The organism is Streptomyces sp. NPDC030862, assembly GCF_055571835.1.
On record NZ_JBVIEN010000003.1, the window covers coordinates 302,316 to 323,882 of the forward strand.

Below are 21,567 nucleotides of genomic sequence, written 5' to 3' on the forward strand. Positions count from 1 at the left end.
CACCGGACCGCGTCGCGTGTCCGGCGCGGCGCCACCGAACCACCAGGACCATGCGGATTCCACAGGACGTTGCGAGGCGGGGAATGGCCGACGATCAGAAGCTCCTTGACTACCTCAAGCGGGTCACTGCGGACTTGGCCCTGACCCGCAGGCAACTGCAGGAGTACGAGGCCAGGGAGCAGGACCCGATCGCCATCGTGGCCATGAGCTGCCGCTATCCCGGTGGCGTGAGCTCTCCCGAAGACCTGTGGCGGCTGGTGTCGGACGGCGTGGACGCCGTGTCCTCCTTCCCCGCCGACCGCGGCTGGAACCTGGACGCGGCCGACGACGCGGACTTCGCCCGGGTGGGCGGCTTCATCGACGGCGCGGCGGAGTTCGACCCCGAGTTCTTCGGGATCTCACCGCGCGAGGCCGTGGCCATGGACCCCCAGCAGAGGTTGATGCTCGAACTTTCCTGGGAGGCGCTGGAACGCGCCGGTATCCCCGCCGACAAGCTTCGCGGTGGACAGGTCGCCGTGTTCACGGGTTCCGGCTTCCAGGACTACGGCGACCTGCTCAACGCGGCACCCGGGGCGGCGGGCCCGTTCATGGGCACGGCCGCGGTGGCGGCCGTCATCGCCGGCCGGGTCTCCTACGCGCTCGGCCTCGAAGGCCCTGCCGTCACCGTGGACACGGCGTGCTCGTCGTCGCTGGTCGCCATCCACCTCGCTGCTCAGGCCCTGCGGGAGCGGGAGTGCAGCCTCGCCCTGGCGGGCGGTGTCATGGTGATGTCGACGCCGGGCCCGTTCATCGGCATGGCCACGCAGGGCGGCCTCGCCGCCGACGGGCGCGCCAAGGCCTACGCCGATGCCGCCGACGGCACCGGCTGGGCCGAGGGCGCCGGTGTGCTCGTCCTGGAGCGGCTGTCCGACGCCCGGGCCAAGGGCCACCCGGTCCTCGCGGTGGTCAAGGGCTCGGCGATCAACCAGGACGGTGCGAGCAACGGGCTGACCGCCCCCAACGGCCCCTCCCAGCAGCGCGTCATCCGCGAGGCGCTGAGCAGCGCGAGCCTCTCCGCCGCCCAGGTCGATGCCGTGGAGGGCCACGGTACGGGTACGACGTTGGGTGATCCGATCGAGGCGCAGGCGCTGCTGGCGACGTACGGGCAGGGGCGTCCCGAGGACCGGCCGTTGTGGTTGGGGTCGCTGAAGTCGAACATCGGACACGCCCAGGCGGCGGCGGGTGTCGGTGGCGTGATCAAGATGGTCATGGCGATGCGCCACGAGACGCTGCCGAAGACCCTGCACGTGGACGAGCCGAGCACGAAGGTGGACTGGACGTCCGGCGACGTCCGCCTGCTGACGGAGGCCCGCCCGTGGCCCGAGACGGATCACCCGCGCCGCGCCGCCGTGTCCGCCTTCGGCGTCAGCGGCACCAACGCCCACCTCATCCTGGAGAGGGCTCCCGAGCCGGAGCCGTCTGGGCCGGGCCATGACAACCCCGCCCCGGCCGCCTGGCCCGTCGGCACCCCGCTGCCGTGGCTGCTCTCCGCGCGCAGTGCGGACGCCCTGCGCGCGGTGACCGAGCGGGTCGGCTCCTACGTCGCCGAGCACGCCGACCTCCGTGCCCTCGACCTGAGCCACTCCCTGGCGACCAGCCGGGCCTCGCTGGAGCACCGCGCTGTCGTGCTTGCGGGAGACGCCAGCTCCGCCACGACGGCGATGGCCGCCCTCGCCCGTGGCGAGTCCCACCCCGACGTGCTGCGCGGCATCGCCTCTGAGAACGGCGTAACTGCGTTCTTGTTCGGTGGGCAGGGTGCGCAGCGGTTGGGGATGGGCCGGGGGTTGTATGAGGCGTTTCCGGTGTTCGCGGAGGCCTTCGACGCGGTGCTCGCGGAGGTTGGTCTGCCGCTGAAGGACGTGGTGTGGGGCCGGGACGGCGAGCGTCTGGACCGCACGGAGTTCGCTCAGCCTGCGTTGTTCGTGATCGAGGTGGCGCTGTTCCGGCTGCTGGAGTCGTGGGGCATCAAGCCCGACTACTTGGCGGGGCATTCGATCGGTGAGTTCGCGGCGGCTCATGTGGCCGGGGTGCTGTCGCTGGCGGATGCGGCGCGGCTGGTTGTGGCGCGGGGCCGGCTGATGCAGGCGCTGCCGCAGGGCGGGGCCATGGTGGCCGTGCAGGCGAGTGAGGACGAGGTCCGCCCGCTGCTGACGGAGAGCGTGGGTATCGCGGCGGTCAACGGCCCGCAGGCCGTCGTCGTCTCCGGTGCGGAGGCCGAGGCACTGCGCATCAAGGCCCATTTCGAGGGGGAGGGCCGTAAGACGACGCGGCTGCGGGTGTCACACGCGTTCCACTCCCCGTTGATGGAACCGATGCTGGAGGAGTTCCGCACGGCCGCCCGGAAGGTGACCTACCACCCGCCGAAGGTCCCGATCGTGTCGACGCTGACCGGGGACACTGCTGGTGACATGACCGATCCGGAGTACTGGGTACGGCACGTCCGCGAAGCCGTCCGCTTCACCGACGCAGTCCGCGCCCTGGACGCGGCAGGCGTAACCACCTACGTCGAGCTCGGCCCCGACGCGGTGCTGACCGCCATGGCCCAGCAGACCACCGACACCGCCACCTTCGTGCCCACGCTGCGCCGGGACCGGGACGAGGCCACCGAGACCGTCACCGCCCTCGCCCGCCTCCACACCACCGGCACCCCCGTCGACTGGACGGCGTACTACGCCGGCACCGGCGCCCGCCGCGTCGACCTGCCCACCTACGCCTTCCAACGCCAGCGCTACTGGATCACCCCTGAGGCCGGCGCGGGTGATGTCGCCTCCGCCGGCCTGGACGCGGCCGACCACCCTCTCCTGGGCGCGGCGGTCGCCCTGGCCGACACGGACGGCGTGGTGCTGACCGGCAGGCTGTCGACGGCGACGCAGCCGTGGCTCGCCGACCACGTCGTGGGCGGAACGGTTCTTTTCCCCGGCACCGGCTTCGTGGAACTGGCAGTCCGCGCCGGTGACCAGGTCGGCTGCGACGTCGTCGAGGAACTGACGCTGGAGGCGCCGCTCGCTCTGCCCGCGCAGGGCGCGGTGCAGGTGCAGTTGGCGGTGGGAGCGGCCGACGGCTCCGGCACTCGGACGCTCACGGTGCACTCCCGCGGTTCTCAGGACGCCCCCTGGACCCGGCATGCCACCGGGGTGCTGGCGCGCGGCGCCGTCCCGGGCCGCCTGGACCCGGCCCAGTGGCCGCCGGCCGGCGCCGAGCCCCTCGACGTCGAGGGCCTGTACGCCGACCTGGCCGGACTCGGCCTTCAGTACGGTCCCGTATTCCAGGGTCTGAAGGCGGCCTGGCGCTCCGGCGACGACGTCTACGCCGAGGTCGCCCTCCCCGAGCAGGGGCGCAAGGACGCCGAGCGGCTCGGTCTGCACCCTGCAGTCCTCGACGCCGCCCTGCACGCCGTCAGCTTCACCGGCGTCACCGGCGGCCAGGCTGCGCTTCCGTTCGCGTGGTCGGGGGTGAGCCTGCACGCCGTGGGCGCGTCCACCGTCCGCGTACGGTTGACGCCCACGGGATCGGGCGTCGCCCTCGCGGTCGCCGACACCGACGGCCGTCCGGTGGCCACGGTCGAGTCGCTGGTGCTGCGACCGATATCGGAGGAGCAGCTGGCCGCGGCTCGGGCCGGCGGCACCCACGACGCTCTGTTCCGGGTCGAGTGGACCCCGGTGCCCGCCGCGACCGGTCCGCTGCCGCAGGACGTGGCAGTGGTGCGTACCACTGCCGGATCGGACGCGGGTGCGGTGCGGGCGGCGACGGCGTCGGTGTTGGAGGCGCTGCAGTCGGACACGAGTCGGCTCGTGGTGGTGACGCGGGGTGCGGTGGCGTTGCCGGGTGAGGATGTCACCGATCTGGCGGGTGCGGCCGTGTGGGGTCTGGTGCGTTCGGCGCAGTCGGAGGACCCGGGCCGTTTCGTGCTGGTCGACACCGATCAGGAGGACGTGGAGACGGCGGCGTCCCTGGCGCTGGGTGCGGGTGAGCCGCAGGTGGTGGTCCGGGACGGTGCGGTGTTCGGTGCCCGCCTCGTTCGTCAGCCCGTGGCCGACGAGCCGTTGGCCAAGCCGCGTTTCTCGGCTGAGGGAACGGTGCTGGTCACCGGCGCGACGGGCACACTGGGCGGGTTGTTCGCGCGGCATCTGGTGTCGGAGTACGGGGTGCGGCGTCTGCTGCTGCTCAGCCGGCGCGGCGAGCGGGCACCGGGTGCGGCCGAGTTGACGGCGGAGCTGTCGGGGTTCGGCGCCGAGGTGACGGTGGCGGCCTGTGACGCGTCCGACCGTGAGGCCTTGGCGGCGCTCCTTGCCGGGGTCGATGACCTGTCGGCGGTGGTGCATGTGGCCGGTGTCCTGGACGACGGTGTGATCGCTTCTTTGACTCCGGAACGGCTGGAGAGGGTCTTCCGTCCGAAGGTGGACGCGGCGCTCAACCTGCACGAGCTGACCGCGGACCGTGACCTGACGGCGTTCGTGCTCTTCTCCTCCGGGTCCGGAACCCTCGGTACCCCGGGTCAGGGCAACTACGCGTCGGCCAACGCCTTCCTCGACGCGTTGGCGACTCATCGCCAGGCCAACGGCCTTCCCGCACAGTCCCTCGCCTGGGGCCTGTGGGACGGCGGCATGGCCGGATCCCTCGACGAAGCGGAACGCGAGCGTATCTCCGAGAGCGGCATCCACGCCCTCAGCCCCGAGGAGGGCACTGCCCTCTTCGACACCGCGCAGCGGTGCGCGGATCCCGTCCTCGTCCCGGCCAGGTTCGACCTGGGCGCGCTGCGCACACAGGGCGACACTCTTCCCGCCCTCTTCCGCACCCTGGTCCCCAGTGCGGTACGGCGCCGGCGCAGCACCGGCACATCCGGGCCCGAAGCCGGTGCGCTACGGCAGCGGCTTGCCAGGCTCCCCCAGGACGAGCGACTGCCGGCGCTGCTCGACGTCGTCCTCGGCCGGGCGGCGCTCGTCCTCGGCTTCGCGGAGGCCGACGCCATCGAGGCCGAGCGCGCCTTCCGCGACCTTGGCGTCGATTCCCTGGCCGCGGTCGAGCTCCGCAACGGACTGAACGAGGACACGGGGCTGCGGCTGCCCGCCACCCTTGTCTTCGACTACCCCACCCCGACCGAACTGGCCCGCCACCTCCTCGATGAGCTGTCGGACGACGACGCCGATGGACCGGTCGCCCTGGCCACGGCGACGGCCGTCACGGACGGCGATCCGATCGTGATCGTGGGGATGAGCTGCCGGTACCCGGGCGGGGTGGAGACGCCGGAGGAGCTGTGGCGGCTGGTGGCCGACGGGGTGGACGGGGTGACGGAGTTCCCGGCCGACCGTGGTTGGAACGTCGAGGAGTTGTACGACCCGGCGTCCGAGCGGCCGAACACCAGTTACGTCAAGCACGGCGGCTTCCTGCACGACGCCGCCGACTTCGACCCGGCGTTCTTCGGGATCTCACCGAACGAGGCGTTGGGCATGGATCCGCAGCAGCGGCTGCTGCTGGAGACGTCGTGGGAGGCGATCGAGCGGGCGGGCATCGACCCGGCCACGCTGAAGGGCTCGGCCACCGGGGTGTTCGCCGGGATGATGTACCACGACTACGCGGGCAACAGCGGCACAGGCTCCGTCGCCTCCGGGCGGGTCTCGTACGTGTTCGGCTTCGAGGGGCCGGCTGTCACGGTCGACACGGCGTGTTCGTCGTCCCTGGTGGCGCTGCACCTTGCGGTGCAGGCGCTGCGGTCGGGTGAGTGCTCGCTGGCGCTGGCCGGTGGTGTGGCGGTGATGGCGACGCCCGAGGCGTTCGTGGAGTTCAGCCGGCAGCGGGGGCTGTCGCCTGACGGCCGCTGCAAGTCCTTCGCCGCCTCCACGGACGGCACGGCCTGGGGTGAAGGTGTGGGCATGCTGCTCGTGGAGCGGCTGTCGGATGCCCGTCGTCATGGTCATCCTGTCCTTGCGGTGGTCAAGGGTTCGGCGGTGAACCAAGACGGTGCGAGCAACGGCCTGACCGCGCCCAACGGCCCGTCGCAGCGTCGGGTGATTCGTCAGTCACTCGCCAACGCCGGCCTCACCACGGGCGACGTGGACGTCGTGGAGGCGCACGGTACGGGTACGACGCTGGGTGATCCGATCGAGGCGCAGGCGCTGCTGGCGACGTACGGGCAGGACCGGCCGGCCGAGCGGCCGTTGTGGCTGGGTTCGTTGAAGTCGAACCTGGGTCATACGCAGGCGGCTGCGGGTGTGGGCGGCATCATCAAGATGGTCGAGGCGATCCGGAACGGGGTGTTGCCTAAGACCCTGCACGTTGATGAGCCGTCGTCTCAGGTGGACTGGGATTCGGGGAACGTGCGGTTGCTGACGGAGTCGCGGCCGTGGCCGGAGACGGGCCGTCCGCGTCGGGCGGGCGTGTCGTCGTTCGGGATCAGCGGCACCAACGCTCACGTGATCATCGAGCAGGCACCGGCCGAGGAGCCGTCCAAGGCTCTCCCGGCTGACAAGACGCTTCCCCTCGTGCCTTGGCTGCTGTCCGCGAGGACGGACGAGGGCCTGCGGGGACAGGCCGAGCGGCTGAAGTCCCACCTGGAGTCCCGCCCAGACCTGCGTCCCCTGGACGTGGGCTTCTCCCTGGTGAGCGACCGGGCTGCGATGGAGCGTCGCCTCGCCGTTGTGGGTGCCGACCGTGATGAGTTGCTGGCTGGTCTGTCGGCGTTCGTGGAGGGTCGGTCGGCGGCGGGTGTGGTGCAGGGCAGTACGCGGGGTTCTGGGCGTACGGCGTTCTTGTTCACCGGGCAGGGAGCACAGTGGATCGGGATGGGCCGGGGGCTGTACGAAACGTTCCCCGTCTTCGCGGAGGCCTTCGACACCGTGCTGGGCGTGATCGAGCTGCCCTTGCGTGAGGTGATGTGGGGTGAGGACGCGGAGCGTCTGGACCGCACCGAGTTCACCCAGCCCGCGCTGTTCGCGATCGAGGTCGCGCTGTTCCGACTACTGGAGTCGTGGGGTGTGCGTCCCGACTACCTGGCGGGGCATTCGATCGGCGAGTTCGCGGCCGCTCATGTGGCCGGGGTGCTGTCACTGACGGACGCGGCACGGCTGGTGACCGCGCGGGGCCGGCTGATGCAGGCCTTGCCGCAGGGCGGGGCGATGGTCGCCGTCCAGGCGAGTGAGGACGAAGTACGCCCGCTGCTGACGGAGAGCGTGGGTATCGCCGCGGTCAACGGCCCGCAGGCCGTGGTCGTCTCCGGTGCTCAGGCCGAGGTCCTGGCCATCAAGGAGCGTTTCGAGGCGGAGGGCCGTAAGACGACGCGGCTGCGGGTGTCGCACGCGTTCCACTCCCCGCTGATGGAACCGATGCTGGAGGACTTCCGTACGGTCGCACAGTCGGTGACCTACGGAACTCCGGCCCTTCCGATCGTGTCGACGCTGACCGGGGACACCACCGCCGACCTGACCGACTCGGAGTACTGGGTGCGGCACGTCCGCGAGGCTGTCCGTTTCGCCGACGCGGTCCGCGCTCTGGACGCGGCAGGCGTGACCACCTACGTGGAGCTCGGCCCCGACGCGGTGCTGACCGCCATGGCCCAGCAAACCACCGACACCGGCGTCTACGTGCCCACCCTGCGTCGCGACCGGGACGAGGCCACCGAGACCGTCACCGCCCTCGCCCGCCTCCACACCACCGGCGCCCCTGTCGACTGGGCGGCGTTCTACGCGGGCACCGGCGCCCGCCGCGTCGACCTGCCCACCTACGCCTTCCAACGCCAGCGCTACTGGCTCGACTCCCTTGAGTACTGGGCGGACGCCTGGGCCGGTGCGGACACCGGTGGTGTCACCTCGGCCGGCCTCGACCCCGCGGCGCATCCACTGCTGGGCGCGGTGGTGGCGTCCCCGGACGCCGACGGCGTCGTCCTCACGGGCCGGTTGTCGACGGCGTCCCAGCCGTGGCTGGGAGACCACGTGGTCGGCGGCACCGCGCTCTTCCCGGGCGCCGGCCTGGTCGAGCTGGCGATCGCCGCCGGCGACCGCGTGGGCTGCGACCGACTGGAAGAACTCACCCTGGAAGTGCCGCTCGTTCTGCCGGAGCGCGGCGGCATTGCCGTGCAGGTCGTGGTCGGCGCCGCCGATGAGGACGGTTCCCGTCCGGTCAGCGTGTACACGCGCGCCGACGACGACGGGCAGCCCTGGACGCGGCATGCCACGGGCGTGCTGTCCACCGCCACCGTCGCATCGGGCGTCGCCTTCGACCTCGCTCAGTGGCCTCCGTCCCGTGCCCACGCTGTTGATCTGCGGGGCTGGTACGACACCCTCGCGGAGGCGGGTCTGGAGTACGGGCCGGTGTTCCAGGGACTCACGGCCGCTTGGCGCGACGGCGAGGAGATCTACGCCGAGGTGTCCCTGCCCGAGGACGCCGACGTGGAGGGCTTCGGCCTGCACCCGGCGCTCCTGGACGCCTGCCTGCACGGGACCGGGCTGCTCGACGGCGGTGCCGACTCGGTGAGGCTGCCGTTCGCGTGGACCGGGGTCTCGCTGTACGCCACAGGGGCGTCCCGTGTTCGCGTCCGGCTGTCCCGCACGGGTGCCGACGGTGTCACCCTGGCGATCGCCGACACTCAGGGGCGCCCGGTGGCCTCGGTCGACGCCCTGGTCCTGCGCACCATGGCGGCGGACCGGCTGACGGCTGCCGGGTCCGGTTTCCACGAGTCGCTGTTCCAACTGGACTGGGTGAAGCTGCCCGCCGGCCGGTCCGGTGACCAGCCGCAGGACGCGGTCGTCTTCCGCAGTCCGTCTGGTGCGGATGCGGCGGCGGTGCGGGCGGCGACGGCCGCGGTGCTGGCCGCACTGCAGGCGGCCGAGGGTCGGCTGGTGGTGGTGACCGGCGGTGCGATGGCCTTGCCCGGGGAGGATGTCACCGATCTGGCGGGTGCGGCCGTGTGGGGTCTGGTGCGGTCGGCGCAGTCGGAGGACCCTGGGCGGTTCGTTCTCGTCGACACGGACGACCCGGCGGCCGTGCCACTGGCGCTGGCCTCGGGCGAGCCCCAGGTCGTCGTGCGGAACGGTGTGGTGCACGGCGCCCGTTTGGTGCGCACACGGGCGGCACAGGATGAGGGGGCCGCGGGCACCGCGCCCGCTTCGGCCTTCTCGGCTGAGGGGACGGTGCTGGTCACGGGTGCGTCGGGCACCTTGGGCGGGTTGTTCGTGCGGCATCTGGTGTCGGAGTACGGGGTGCGGCGTCTGCTGCTGACCAGCCGGCGCGGCGAGCAGGCACCGGGTATGGCCGAGTTGACGGCGGAGCTGTCGGAGTTCGGCGCCGAGGTGACGGTGGCGGCGTGTGACGCCGCGGACCGCGAGGCCTTGGCTGCGCTCCTCGCCAGGGTCGATGACCTGTCGGCCGTGGTGCATGTGGCCGGTGTCCTGGATGACGGTGTGATCGCCTCTCTGACTCCCGAGCGCTTGGACACCGTGCTCCGTCCGAAGGTGGACGCGGCGCTCAACCTGCACGAGCTGACCGCAGACCGCGGCCTCACCGCGTTCGTGCTGTTCTCCTCGGCCTCCGGAACACTCGGCAATCCCGGCCAGGGCAACTACGCGGCGGCCAACGCCTTCCTGGACGCGCTGGCCGCCCACCGCCAGGCCAACGGCCTTCCCGCACAGTCCCTCGCCTGGGGTCTGTGGGGCGGTGGCATGGCCGGCGAGCTGAGCCAGACCGACCTCGACCGGATGAACAGCACCGGGGTGTACACGCTCAGCCCTGAGCAGGGCTTGGAGCTGTTCGACACGGCGTCGGCGCTGCCCGCGCCCGCCCTGGTCCCCATGCGCCTGGACGTCAAGCGACTCGGTGCCGGTCCCGGTGAGCTGCCGGAGCTGTTCCGCGGCCTGGTCCGCCGCCCCGCCCGCAGGACGGTCGGCGGCGCGGGGACGGACAGCGGCGCTGCTTCAGCCCTGGTCGAGCGCCTGGCAGGCAAGTCCCCCGAGGCGCAGGAGGAGGAGGTGCTGGGCCTCATCCGCGCCACGTCCGCCGCGACCCTCGGTCACGCCGGCCCGGAGTCGATCGACCCCGAGCAGGCGTTCAGCGAGCTGGGCTTCGACTCGCTCAGCGCGGTCGAGTTCCGCAACCGCCTCGGCGGGGCCGTCGGCAGGCGGCTGCCTGCCACCCTCGTCTTCGACTACCCCACCCCGGCGGTCCTCGCCCGGCACCTGGTCCAGGAGATCACCGGGACCGCCGACGACGGCGCCGCCGTGGCCGCGGCCGTGGCCGTGGCCGATGACGACCCGATCGTGATCGTCGGCATGAGCTGCCGGTACCCGGGCGGCGTGGAGACGCCGGAGGAGCTGTGGCGGCTGGTGGCCGACGGGGTGGACGCGGTCTCGGAGTTCCCGGCCGACCGCGGCTGGAACATCGACGAGCTGTACGACCCGGCGTCCGAGCGGTCGAACACCAGTTACGTCAAGCACGGTGGCTTCCTCCACGACGCCGCCGACTTCGACCCGGCCTTCTTCGGCATTTCACCGAACGAAGCCCTCAGCATGGACCCGCAGCAGCGCCTGCTGCTGGAAACGTCCTGGGAGGCGATCGAGCGGGCGGGCATCAACCCGGCCACGCTGAAGGGCTCGGCCACCGGCGTGTACGCCGGGATGATGTACCACGACTACCAGGACAACACGAACACCGGCTCCGTCGCGTCCGGCCGCGTCTCGTACACCTTCGGGCTGGAGGGCCCCTCGGTCACCGTCGACACGGCGTGTTCGTCGTCGCTGGTGGCGCTGCACCTGGCGGCGCAGGCGCTGCGCTCGGGCGAGTGCTCGCTGGCTCTCGCCGGCGGTGTGGCGGTCATGGCGACGCCGGAGGCGTTCGTGGAGTTCAGCCGCCAGCGCGGCCTTGCTCCCGACGGCCGCTGCAAGTCCTTCGCCGCCTCCACCGACGGCACCGCTTGGGGTGAGGGTGCCGGCATGCTCCTGCTGGAGCGGCTGTCCGACGCCCGGGCCAACGGCCACCCCGTCCTCGCCGTAGTCCGCGGCATCGCCGTCAACCAGGACGGCGCGAGCAACGGCCTGACCGCGCCCAACGGCCCGTCCCAGGTCCGGGTCATCCGGCAGGCGCTCGCCAACGCCCGGCTCGGTTCCCACCAGATCGACGCGGTGGAGGCGCACGGCACGGGCACCACCCTGGGCGATCCGATCGAGGCGCAGGCGCTCCTGGCCGCCTACGGCAAGGACCGCCCGGAGGATCGACCCCTGTGGCTCGGTTCCATCAAGTCGAACATGGGGCATACGCAGGCAGCCGCGGGTGTCGGCGGCATCATCAAGATGGTCGAGGCGATCCGGCGCGGGGTGCTCCCCAAGACCCTGCACGTGGACGAGCCGACCCCGCAGGTGGACTGGTCGGCGGGCCATGTCCGGCTGTTGACCGAGGCCCGGCCGTGGCCGGAGACCGGCCGCCCCCGCCGGGCGGGCGTGTCCTCGTTCGGCATCAGCGGGACGAACGCCCACGTCATCATCGAGCAGGCCGCCGAGCCCGAGCCCGCCGTGCCGCAGACCCCGGTCACGCGTACTCTCCCCGTCGTCCCCTTCGTCATCTCCGGCAAGACCCCGGAGGCCCTGCTCGGCCAGGCCGAGCGGCTGAAGTCCCACCTGGCGTCCCGTCCCGATCTCCGCCCGCTGGACGTCGCCTACTCCCTCGCCACTCGCCGCACCGCACTGGACTTCCGGGCCGGGGTGACGGCTGCCGACCGCGATGAGCTGTTGGCTGGTCTGGCCGCGCTGGTGGAAGGCCGGCCGGCGGCGGGTGTGGTGCAGGGCAGCACGCGGGCTGCGGGACGTACGGCCTTCTTGTTCACCGGGCAGGGAGCACAGTGGATCGGGATGGGCCGGGAGCTGTACGAAACGTTCCCCGTCTTCGCCGAGGCCTTCGACACCGTGCTGGGCGTGATCGACCTGCCCTTGCGTGAGGTGATGTGGGGTGAGGACGCCGAGAGGCTCAACCGCACCGAGTTCACCCAGCCTGCGTTGTTCGCGATCGAGGTGGCGTTGTTCCGGCTGCTGGAGTCGTGGGGCATCAAGCCCGACTACCTGGCGGGGCATTCGATCGGTGAGTTCGCGGCCGTGCATGTGGCCGGGGTGCTGTCGCTGGCGGACGCGGCGCAGCTGGTGACCGCGCGGGGCCGGTTGATGCAGGCGCTGCCGCAGGGCGGGGCGATGGTGGCCGTGCAGGCGAGTGAGGACGAGGTCCGCCCGCTGCTGACGGAGAGCGTGGGTATCGCCGCGGTCAACGGCCCGCAGGCCGTCGTCGTCTCCGGCACGGAGGGCGAGGCACTGCGCATCAAGGCCCATTTCGAGGCTGAGGGGCGTAGGACGACTAGGTTGAAGGTGTCGCACGCGTTCCACTCGCCGCTGATGGAGCCGATGCTGGAGGAGTTCCGCACGGCCGCCCGGAAGGTGACTTACCACCCGCCGAAGGTCCCGATCGTGTCGACGCTGACCGGGGACACCACCGCCGACATGACCGATCCGGAGTACTGGGTGCGGCACGTCCGCGAAGCCGTCCGCTTCGCCGACGCCGTGCGAGTCCTGGAGTCCGAGGGGGTGACCCGTTTCCTGGAACTCGGCCCGGACGCGGTGCTGACGGCGATGGCGCAGCAGTCGCTCGCGTCGGAGACGGCGGTGCTGACGGCCGCGCTCGGCCGGGACCGGCCCCAGGTTCCGACGCTGCTGGGCGCCGTGGCCCGGCTGCATGTCTCCGGTCTCACACCCGACTGGGCGGCCTTCTACTCCGACACCGGAGCCCGTGCGCTCCACGACCTGCCGACCTACGCCTTCCAGCGCAGCACGTACTGGCTGGAGAGCACGTTCGGGACGGGGCCCACGCTGTCCGGGATGGGCATCGGCTTCTCCGGGCACGCGCTGCTGGGCGCGGCTGTGCCGCTGGCCGACATGGACGGTGTGGTGCTGACGGGGCGGTTGTCGATGGCGTCGCAGTCCTGGCTGACCGATCACGCGGTCGGCGGCACCGTCCTTTTCCCGGGTACCGGACTGGTCGAGCTGGCGATCCGCGCCGGTGACGAGGTCGGCTGCGACCGGCTGGAGGAGCTCACCTTGCAGGCTCCGCTGGTCCTGCCCGAGCGCGGCGGCGTCATCGTTCAGGTGTCCGTCGGCACGCCCGGGGATACGGGTGCACGGCCGGTCGCCATCCACTCGCGTGCCGAGGGCGACGACGAGCCCTGGGTGCGTCACGCCACGGGAACCCTGTCCTCCGCCGAACACGACACCCCGTTCGACCTGTCCGTATGGCCGCCGAAGGGTGCGGAGCCGGTCGATGTGGAGGGTCTGTACGACGGGCTGGCGGAGGCGGGTCTGGAGTACGGGCCGGTGTTCCAGGGACTCACGGCCGCTTGGCGCGACGGTGAGGAGATCTACGCCGAGGTGTCCCTGCCCGAGGACGCCGACGTGGAGGGCTTCGGCCTGCACCCGGCGCTTCTGGACGCCTGCCTGCATGCGATCGGGCTGCGCGACACCGACGAGAGCCGGGCGGCGCGGCTGCCGTTCGCATGGAACGGAGTGACCTTCCATGCCTCGGGAGCCACCCGCGTACGCCTGAGGGTGGGTCCCGCCGGCTCGGACGGTGTCGCGCTGCAGGTGGCCGATGGCCTGGGTCGTCCGGTGGCCACGGTCGAGTCGCTGGCGTTGCGGGAGGTCTCTGCCGGGCAGCTGGCATCGGCCCGGTCGGCGTTCCACGAGTCGCTGTTCCAGCTGGACTGGGTGAAGCTGCCGGTCGTGCAGGGAGGACCGCTGCCGAACGAGGTCGCGGTCCTGCGCACCGCCCCTGGCACGGACGCCGCCGCGGTGCGGTCGGAGGTCCAGCGCGTGCTGGCCGAACTGCAGTCGGACACGAGTCGGCTGGTGGTGGTGACCGGCGGTGCGGTGGCGTTGCCGGGTGAGGATGTCACCGATCTGGCGGGTGCGGCCGTGTGGGGTCTGGTGCGTTCAGCCCAGTCCGAGTCGCCCGACCGTTTCGTGCTGGTCGACACCGATCAGGAGGACGTGGAAGCGGCGGCGTCCCTGGCGCTGGGTGCGGGTGAGCCGCAGGTGGTGGTCCGGGACGGTGCGGTGTTCGGCGCCCGGCTCGCTCGGACACCGGTGCCGCCATCGGGCGAGGCCGTCCAGGCGTCGGTCTTCTCGGCTGAGGGGACGGTGCTGGTCACGGGTGCGTCGGGCACCTTGGGCGGGTTGTTCGCGCGGCATCTGGTGTCGGAGTACGGGGTGCGGCGTCTGCTGCTGACCAGCCGGCGCGGCGAGCAGGCACCGGGCATGACCGAGTTGACGGCGGAGCTGTCGGAGTTCGGCGCCGAGGTGACGGTGGCGGCCTGTGACGCGGCCGACCGCGAGGCGTTGGCTGCGCTCCTTGCCGGGGTCGATGACCTGTCGGCGGTGGTGCATGTCGCCGGTGTCCTGGACGACGGTGTGATCGCCTCCCTGACTCCCGAGCGCTTGGACACCGTGCTGCGTCCGAAGGTGGACGCGGCGCTCAACCTGCACGAGCTGACCGCAGACCGCGGCCTCACTGCCTTCGTGCTGTTCTCCTCCGCTGCCGGTGTCTTCGGTAATCCGGGCCAGGGCAACTACGCGGCGGCGAACGCCTTCCTCGATGCTCTGGCGGCTCATCGCCAGGCCAACGGCCTTCCCGCGCAGTCCCTCGCCTGGGGTCTGTGGGGCGGTGGCATGGCCGGTGAGCTGAGCCAGACCGACCTCGACCGGATGAACAGCACCGGGGTGTACACGCTCAGCCCTGAGCAGGGCTTGGAGCTGTTCGACACGGCGTCGGCGCTGCCCGCGCCCGCCCTGGTCCCCATCCGGCTGGATCTGAAGGCCCTGCGCACCGCCGCCGACGATCTGCCCGCCCTGTTCCGGGGCCTGATCCGCACCACCCCACGACGCACCGCACCAGCCGGCGGCGGGGCGGACGCTCCGGCCCTGTTCCGGCAGCAGCTCGCCGGCCTTCCGTCCGAGGAGCAGCAGGCCCTGCTGCTGGACACGGTCCGGGCCAACGCCGCCGCCATCCTCGGCCATGCGGACGCGAACGCCGTCGACCCGGACCGGGCCTTCAGCGAGCTGGGCTTCGACTCCCTCAGCGCGGTGGAGCTCAGGAACCTGCTCAACGGCGTCACCGGGCTGCGACTGCCGCCCACGCTCGTCTTCGACTATCCCGATGCCAGGGCGCTGGCCGACTACATGCGATCCGAACTCGTTCCGGACTCGGGCGGCGCCCCCGAGGGTGCGGCCCCGGGCGAGGAACAGATCCGCGCCGTCCTGACGTCCCTGCCGATCGGCAGGCTGCGGGACGCAGGTCTGCTGGACGCGCTGCTCGAACTCGGCGGGATCCACGACGTACGGGCCGAGGCGGACCAGGCCGACGAGGACTTCGAGGGCTCGATCGACGACATGGACACCGAAAGTCTCATCAGCCTGGCGCTCGGCGGCGGGGAAGCGGGAGAACTGTGATGACCGGCTCAGACCAGCAGAAGATCGTCGACGCGCTCCGTACGGCACTCAAGGAGACCGAGCGGCTGCGGGCCCAGAACAAGAAGCTCACGGCCACCCTTCGCGAGCCCATCGCCATCGTCGGGATGAGCTGCCGTTACCCGGGTGGTGTGGAGACGCCGGAGGACCTGTGGCGGCTGGTGGCCGACGGGGTGGACGCGGTGTCGGAGTTCCCGGCCGACCGCGGCTGGGACGTCGACCGGCTCTTCGACCCGACCTCTGAGCGGCCGAACACCAGTTACGTCAAGCACGGCGGCTTCCTGCACGACGCCGCCGACTTCGACCCGTCCGTCTTCGGGATCTCACCGAACGAGGCGCTGGTCATGGATCCGCAGCAGCGGCTGCTCCTGGAGACGGCCTGGGAGGCGATCGAGCGGGCGGGCATCGACCCGGTCACCTTGAAGGGGTCGGCCACCGGCGTGTTCGCCGGGATGATGTACCACGACTACGCCGCCAACGCGAACACGGGCTCCATCGCCTCCGGCCGGATCTCCTACGCTCTCGGTCTCGAGGGCCCCTCGGTGACCATGGACACCGCCTGCTCCTCCTCCCTCGTCGCGCTGAACTCCGCGGTGCAGGCGCTGCGGTCGGGTGACTGCTCGCTCGCCCTGGTCGGCGGCGTGTGCGTGATGGCCACGCCGGAGACTTTCGTGGAGTTCAGCCGTCAGCGGGGGCTGTCGCCTGACGGTCGGTGCAAGTCGTTCGCCGCTGCGGCGGACGGCACGGCCTGGGGTGAGGGTGTGGGCATGCTGCTGGTGGAGCGGCTGTCCGACGCGCGTGCCAACGGCCACCCCGTGCTCGCCGTGGTGCGCGGTATGGCCGTCAACCAGGACGGTGCGAGCAATGGCCTGACCGCGCCCAACGGTCCGTCGCAGGCGCGTGTCATCCGGCAGGCGCTGGCCAATGCACAGCTTGCCTCCGAGCACGTCGATGTCGTGGAGGCGCACGGTACGGGTACGACGCTGGGTGATCCGATCGAGGCGCAGGCGTTGCTGGCGACGTACGGGCAGGACCGGCCCGCCGACCGGCCGTTGTGGCTGGGTTCGTTGAAGTCGAACCTGGGTCATACGCAGGCGGCTGCTGGTGTGGGCGGCATCATCAAGATGGTCGAGGCGATCCGGAACGGGGTGTTGCCCAAGACCCTGCACGTCGATGAGCCGTCGTCGCAGGTGGACTGGGGTTCGGGGAATGTGCAGCTGCTGACGGAGTCGCGGCCGTGGCCGGAGACGGGCCGTCCGCGTCGGGCGGGTGTGTCGTCGTTCGGGATCAGCGGCACCAACGCCCACGTGATCATCGAGCAGGCTCCGGAGGCCCCCTTCCAGGAGCCCCCGGCCGCGGACGCGGTTGTGCCCGCGGTCCCCTTGGTCCTGTCTGCCAAGACTCCGGACGCCCTGCTCGGCCAGGCCGAGCGGCTGAAGTCCCACCTGGAGTCCCGCCCAGACCTGCGTCCCCTCGACGTGGGCTACGCCCTGGTGAGCGATCGGGCTGCGATGGAGCGTCGGCTCGCCGTTGTGGGTGCTGACCGTGGTGAGTTGCTGGCTGGTCTGTCGGCGTTCGTGGAGGGTCGGTCGGCGGCGGGTGTGGTGCAGGGCAGCACGCGGGGTTCTGGGCGTACGGCGTTCTTGTTCACCGGGCAGGGTGCGCAGCGGCTGGGGATGGGCCGGGAGCTGTACGAAACGTTCCCGGTGTTCGCGGAGGCCTTCGACGCGGTCGTGGCCGAGGTCGGTCTGCCGCTGAAGGACGTGATGTGGGGCCAGGACGCGGAGCGTCTGGACCGCACCGAATTCGCTCAGCCCGCGCTGTTCGCGATCGAGGTCGCGCTGTTCCGGCTACTGGAGTCGTGGGGCATCAAGCCCGACTACCTGGCCGGGCATTCGATCGGCGAGTTCGCGGCCGCTCATGTGGCCGCGGTGCTGTCGCTGACGGACGCGGCACGGCTAGTGACCGCGCGCGGCCGGCTGATGCAGGCGCTGCCGCAGGGCGGGGCCATGGTCGCCATCCAGGCGAGTGAGGACGAAGTACGCCCGCTGCTGTCCGACACGGTCGGTATCGCGGCGGTCAACGGCCCGCAGGCCGTCGTCGTCTCCGGTGCTCAGGGCGAGGCACTGCGCATCAAGGCCCATTTCGAGGGGGAGGGCCGTAAGACGACGCGGCTGCGGGTGTCGCACGCGTTCCACTCCCCGCTGATGGAACCGATGCTGGAGGAGTTCCGCACCGTCGCACAGTCGGTGACCTACCACCCGCCGAAGGTCCCGATCGTGTCGACGCTGACCGGGGACACTGCTGGTGACGTGACCGACCCGGAGTACTGGGTACGGCACGTCCGCGAAGCCGTCCGCTTCACCGACGCGGTCCGTGCTCTGGACGCGGCAGGCGTGACCACCTACGTCGAGCTCGGCCCCGACGCGGTGCTGACCGCCATGGCCCAGCAGACCACCGACACCGCCACCTTCGTGCCCACCTTGCGTCGCGACCGGGACGAGGCCACCGAGACCGTCACCGCCCTCGCCCGCCTCCACACCACCGGCACCCCCGTCGACTGGACGGCGTACTACGCAGGCACCGGCGCCCGCCGCGTCGACCTGCCCACCTATGCCTTCCAACGCCAGCGCTACTGGCTCGACATGCTGGACTACCTCGCCGACTCCTGGGTCGCGCCCGAGCTGGGCGGCGTGGCGGACGCCGGCCTGGAGCCGACCGGTCACCCACTGCTGGGTGCCGCCGTGAACCTCGCTGACAGTGGCGGTGTGGTGTTGACCGGTCGGTTGTCGGTGGCGGCCCAGCCCTGGCTGGCCGAGCATGTCGTGGGCGGTACGGTCCTCTTCCCCGGTACCGGGCTGGTGGAGCTGGCGATCGTGGCCGGCGGCCGGGTCGGCTGCGACCGACTGGAGGAACTCACGCTGAGCGCACCCCTGGTGGTGCCACAGGACGGGAGCACCGTCGTCCAAGTCGTCGTGGAGGCGCCGGACGACTCCGGTGTACGCCGCACCGTGCGGGTCTACACGTGCGCCGAGGGTTCCGATGGCGACCAATGGACGTTGCACGCGACCGGCGTGCTGACCGTGCGGGGCGCCGAACAGGACACGGGCCTGGCCGAGTGGCCCCCGGTGGGGGCTCAGCGGGTTGATGTGGAGGGTCTGTACGACGGGCTGGCCGAAGCTGGTCTGGAGTACGGGCCGGTGTTCCAGGGACTCACGGCCGCTTGGCGCGACGGTGAGGGGGCGGTCTATGCCGAGGTCTCCTTGCCTGAGGACGTCGATGTCGAGGGCTTTGGTGTGCATCCGGCACTGTTGGACGCATGCCTGCATGCCATCGGCCTGGAGGCCGACGGTGGTGAGGATCGCTCGGCGCGGCTGCCGTTCGCGTGGGCGGGTGTGACGTTCCATGCTTCGGGCGCGACTCGCGTCCGGCTGAGGCTGACGTTCGCAGGGGATGCGGTTTCGCTGGACGTGGCCGATGGCCTGGGCCGTCCGGTGGCCACGGTCGAGTCGCTGGCGTTGCGGGAGGTCTCTGCCGGGCAGCTGGCATCGGCCCGGTCGGCGTTCCACGAGTCGCTGTTCCAACTGGACTGGGTGCAGCTGCCGGCAGTACGGAGCAGGCCGTTGCCGGAGGGAACGGCGGTGCTCCAAGTAGCCCCCGGTGCGGATGCGGCGGCGGTGCGGGCGGCGACGGCCGCGGTGCTGGCCGCACTGCAGACGGCCGAGGGACGGCTGGTGGTGGTGACCGGCGGTGCGATGGCCCTGCCCGGGGAGGATGTCACCGATCTGGCGGGTGCGGCCGTGTGGGGTCTGGTGCGGTCGGCGCAGTCGGAGGACCCTGGGCGGTTCGTTCTCGTCGACACGGATGACCCGGCGGCCGTGCCACTGGCGCTGGCCTCGGGCGAGCCCCAGGTCGTCGTGCGGAACGGTGTGGTGCACGGCGCCCGGCTCGCTCGGACACCGGTGCCGCCATCGGGCGAGGCCGTCCAGGCGTCGGCCTTCTCCGCCGAGGGGACGGTGCTGGTCACCGGCGCGACGGGCACCTTGGGCGGGTTGTTCGTGCGGCATCTGGTGTCGGAGTACGGGGTGCGGCGTCTGCTGCTGACCAGCCGGCGCGGCGAGCAGGCACCGGGTATGGCCGAGTTGACGGCGGAGCTGTCGGAGTTCGGCGCCGAGGTGACGGTGGCGGCGTGTGACGCCGCGGACCGCGAGGCCTTGGCTGCGCTCCTTGCCGGGGTCGATGACCTGTCGGCCGTGGTGCATGTCGCCGGTGTCCTGGACGACGGTGTGATCGCCTCCCTGACTCCCGAGCGCTTGGACACCGTGCTCCGCCCGAAGGTGGACGCGGCGCTCAACCTGCACGAGCTGACCGCAGACCGCGGCCTCACCGCCTTCGTGCTGTTCTCCTCGGCTGCCGGTGTCTTCGGTAATCCGGGTCAGGGCAACTACGCGGCGGCGAACGCGTTCCTCGATGCTCTGGCGGCTCATCGCCAGGCCAACGGCCTTCCGGCGCAGTCCCTTGCCTGGGGTCTGTGGGGGGCTGAGGGAGGCGGTATGGCGGAGGGGTTGGATCAGGCGGACCGGGGGCGTATGCAGCGCACGGGGGTGCAGGCGATCTCCGTCGGGGAGGGTCTGGAGCTGTTCGACACGGCGTCGGCGCTGCCCGCGCCCGCCCTGGTCCCCATCCGGCTGGATCTGAAGGCCCTGCGCACCGCCGCCGACGATCTGCCCGCCCTGTTCCGGGGCCTGATCCGCACCACCCCACGACGCACCGCGAGCGCCATGACGGACCCCTCGGTGCTGCGCAGGAGACTGGACGGACTCGACGCCGCGGAGCGGGAGCGCGCGCTGCTGGACCTGGTGCTGGAGACTGCGGCCACCGTGCTCGGGCATGCCGGTACGGACGCCATCGACCCGGAGAAGGACTTCCTGGAGGCGGGAGTCGACTCGCTGAGCGCGATGGAACTGCGCAGCCGGCTGAACGCGGCCTCGGGGCTGGACCTGCCCGCCATGGCGGTCTTCGACAGCAAGAGCCCGGCAGGACTGGCGCGCCGGATGGCCGAGGCAGCCCTCAGCGGCCCCAGCGACCCCAGCGGCCTCAGCGGCCCCGGCGACCGCCCGGCGACCGCCGCCGAAGGCGCGCGGGAGCCGGACACCGTCATCGGGCTGTTCCGCAGCACCGTCCTGGCCGGGCAGACGACGAAGGCGTTCAACCTGCTGCGGGCGGTGGCCGATCTCCGGCCCACGTTCGAGGCGTACGAGGACCTGCCGGCCCCCCTGGCGCCGGTGAGGCTGGCCGACGGACCCGCCCGACCTCGGCTGATCTGCCTCAGCACCCCCATGGCGACCGGGGGAGTGCACCAGCATGCCCGGCTGGCCGCGTACTTCCGCGACGTACGCAGCGTGGCGACACTGCCGTCGCCCGGGTTCCGAGGCGGCGAGCCGCTGCCGGGGTCGGTCAGCGCGCTGTGCTCGGCGCTGGCCCGGTCCGTGCAACAGGCGGCGGAGGGCAAGCCGTTCGTCCTGCTGGGCTACTCCTCCGGCGGGCTCCTCGCCCACGGCGTGGCGGCATGCCTGGAGGAGGAGCTGCGCACTCCGGCGGCCGGTCTGGTCCTCGTGGACACGTACCGCGTCACGCGGGAAGCGGGCGGCGGGATGCAGGCCCAGGTCTTCGAGCAGCTGGCCGGGGCTCTGGTCGACCGCGACTCGGAGTTCGGGCTGTTCGACACCGCGGGGCTGTCCGCGATGCGCGCCTACTTCGACCTGCTGCCGCAGCTCTCGCTCGCTCCGCTCGCCGCACCGGTCCTGTTCGTCGGCGCGGAACGCTCCTTCCTCTCGGGCGGTACGGAGTCCGCCGGAGCCGACGACGGCTGGCAGGCCCGGCCGTGGCATCCGGAGCACACCTACCGGACGGTGCCGGCGACCCACTTCACCATCGTCGAGGAGGACGCCGAGCACACCGCCCGCGCGGTGGAGGAGTGGATCACAGGGGTGCTGTAGGGGCGGTGCGGGCGCCGTGTCGGCCCTACGGTCGCCAAGGCTGTTCAGAA

2 protein-coding genes are annotated in these 21,567 nt (G+C 71.8%); both read left to right on the top strand.

Annotation, left to right across the window (positions count from 1 at the left end):
- Positions 1-50: 50 nt before the first annotated feature.
- Positions 51-15,500: an SDR family NAD(P)-dependent oxidoreductase gene (locus tag ACZ42X_RS09460; protein ID WP_468286220.1), complete on the top strand. Its 15,450-nt coding sequence runs from the start codon at positions 51-53 to the stop codon at positions 15,498-15,500.
- Positions 15,497-21,517, top strand: coding sequence for a type I polyketide synthase (locus tag ACZ42X_RS09465; RefSeq protein ID WP_468286223.1), 6,021 nt, complete (start codon positions 15,497-15,499; stop codon positions 21,515-21,517). Before ACZ42X_RS09460 ends, ACZ42X_RS09465 begins: the two co-directional genes overlap by 4 nt.
- The last annotated feature ends 50 nt before the right edge of the window (positions 21,518-21,567 follow it).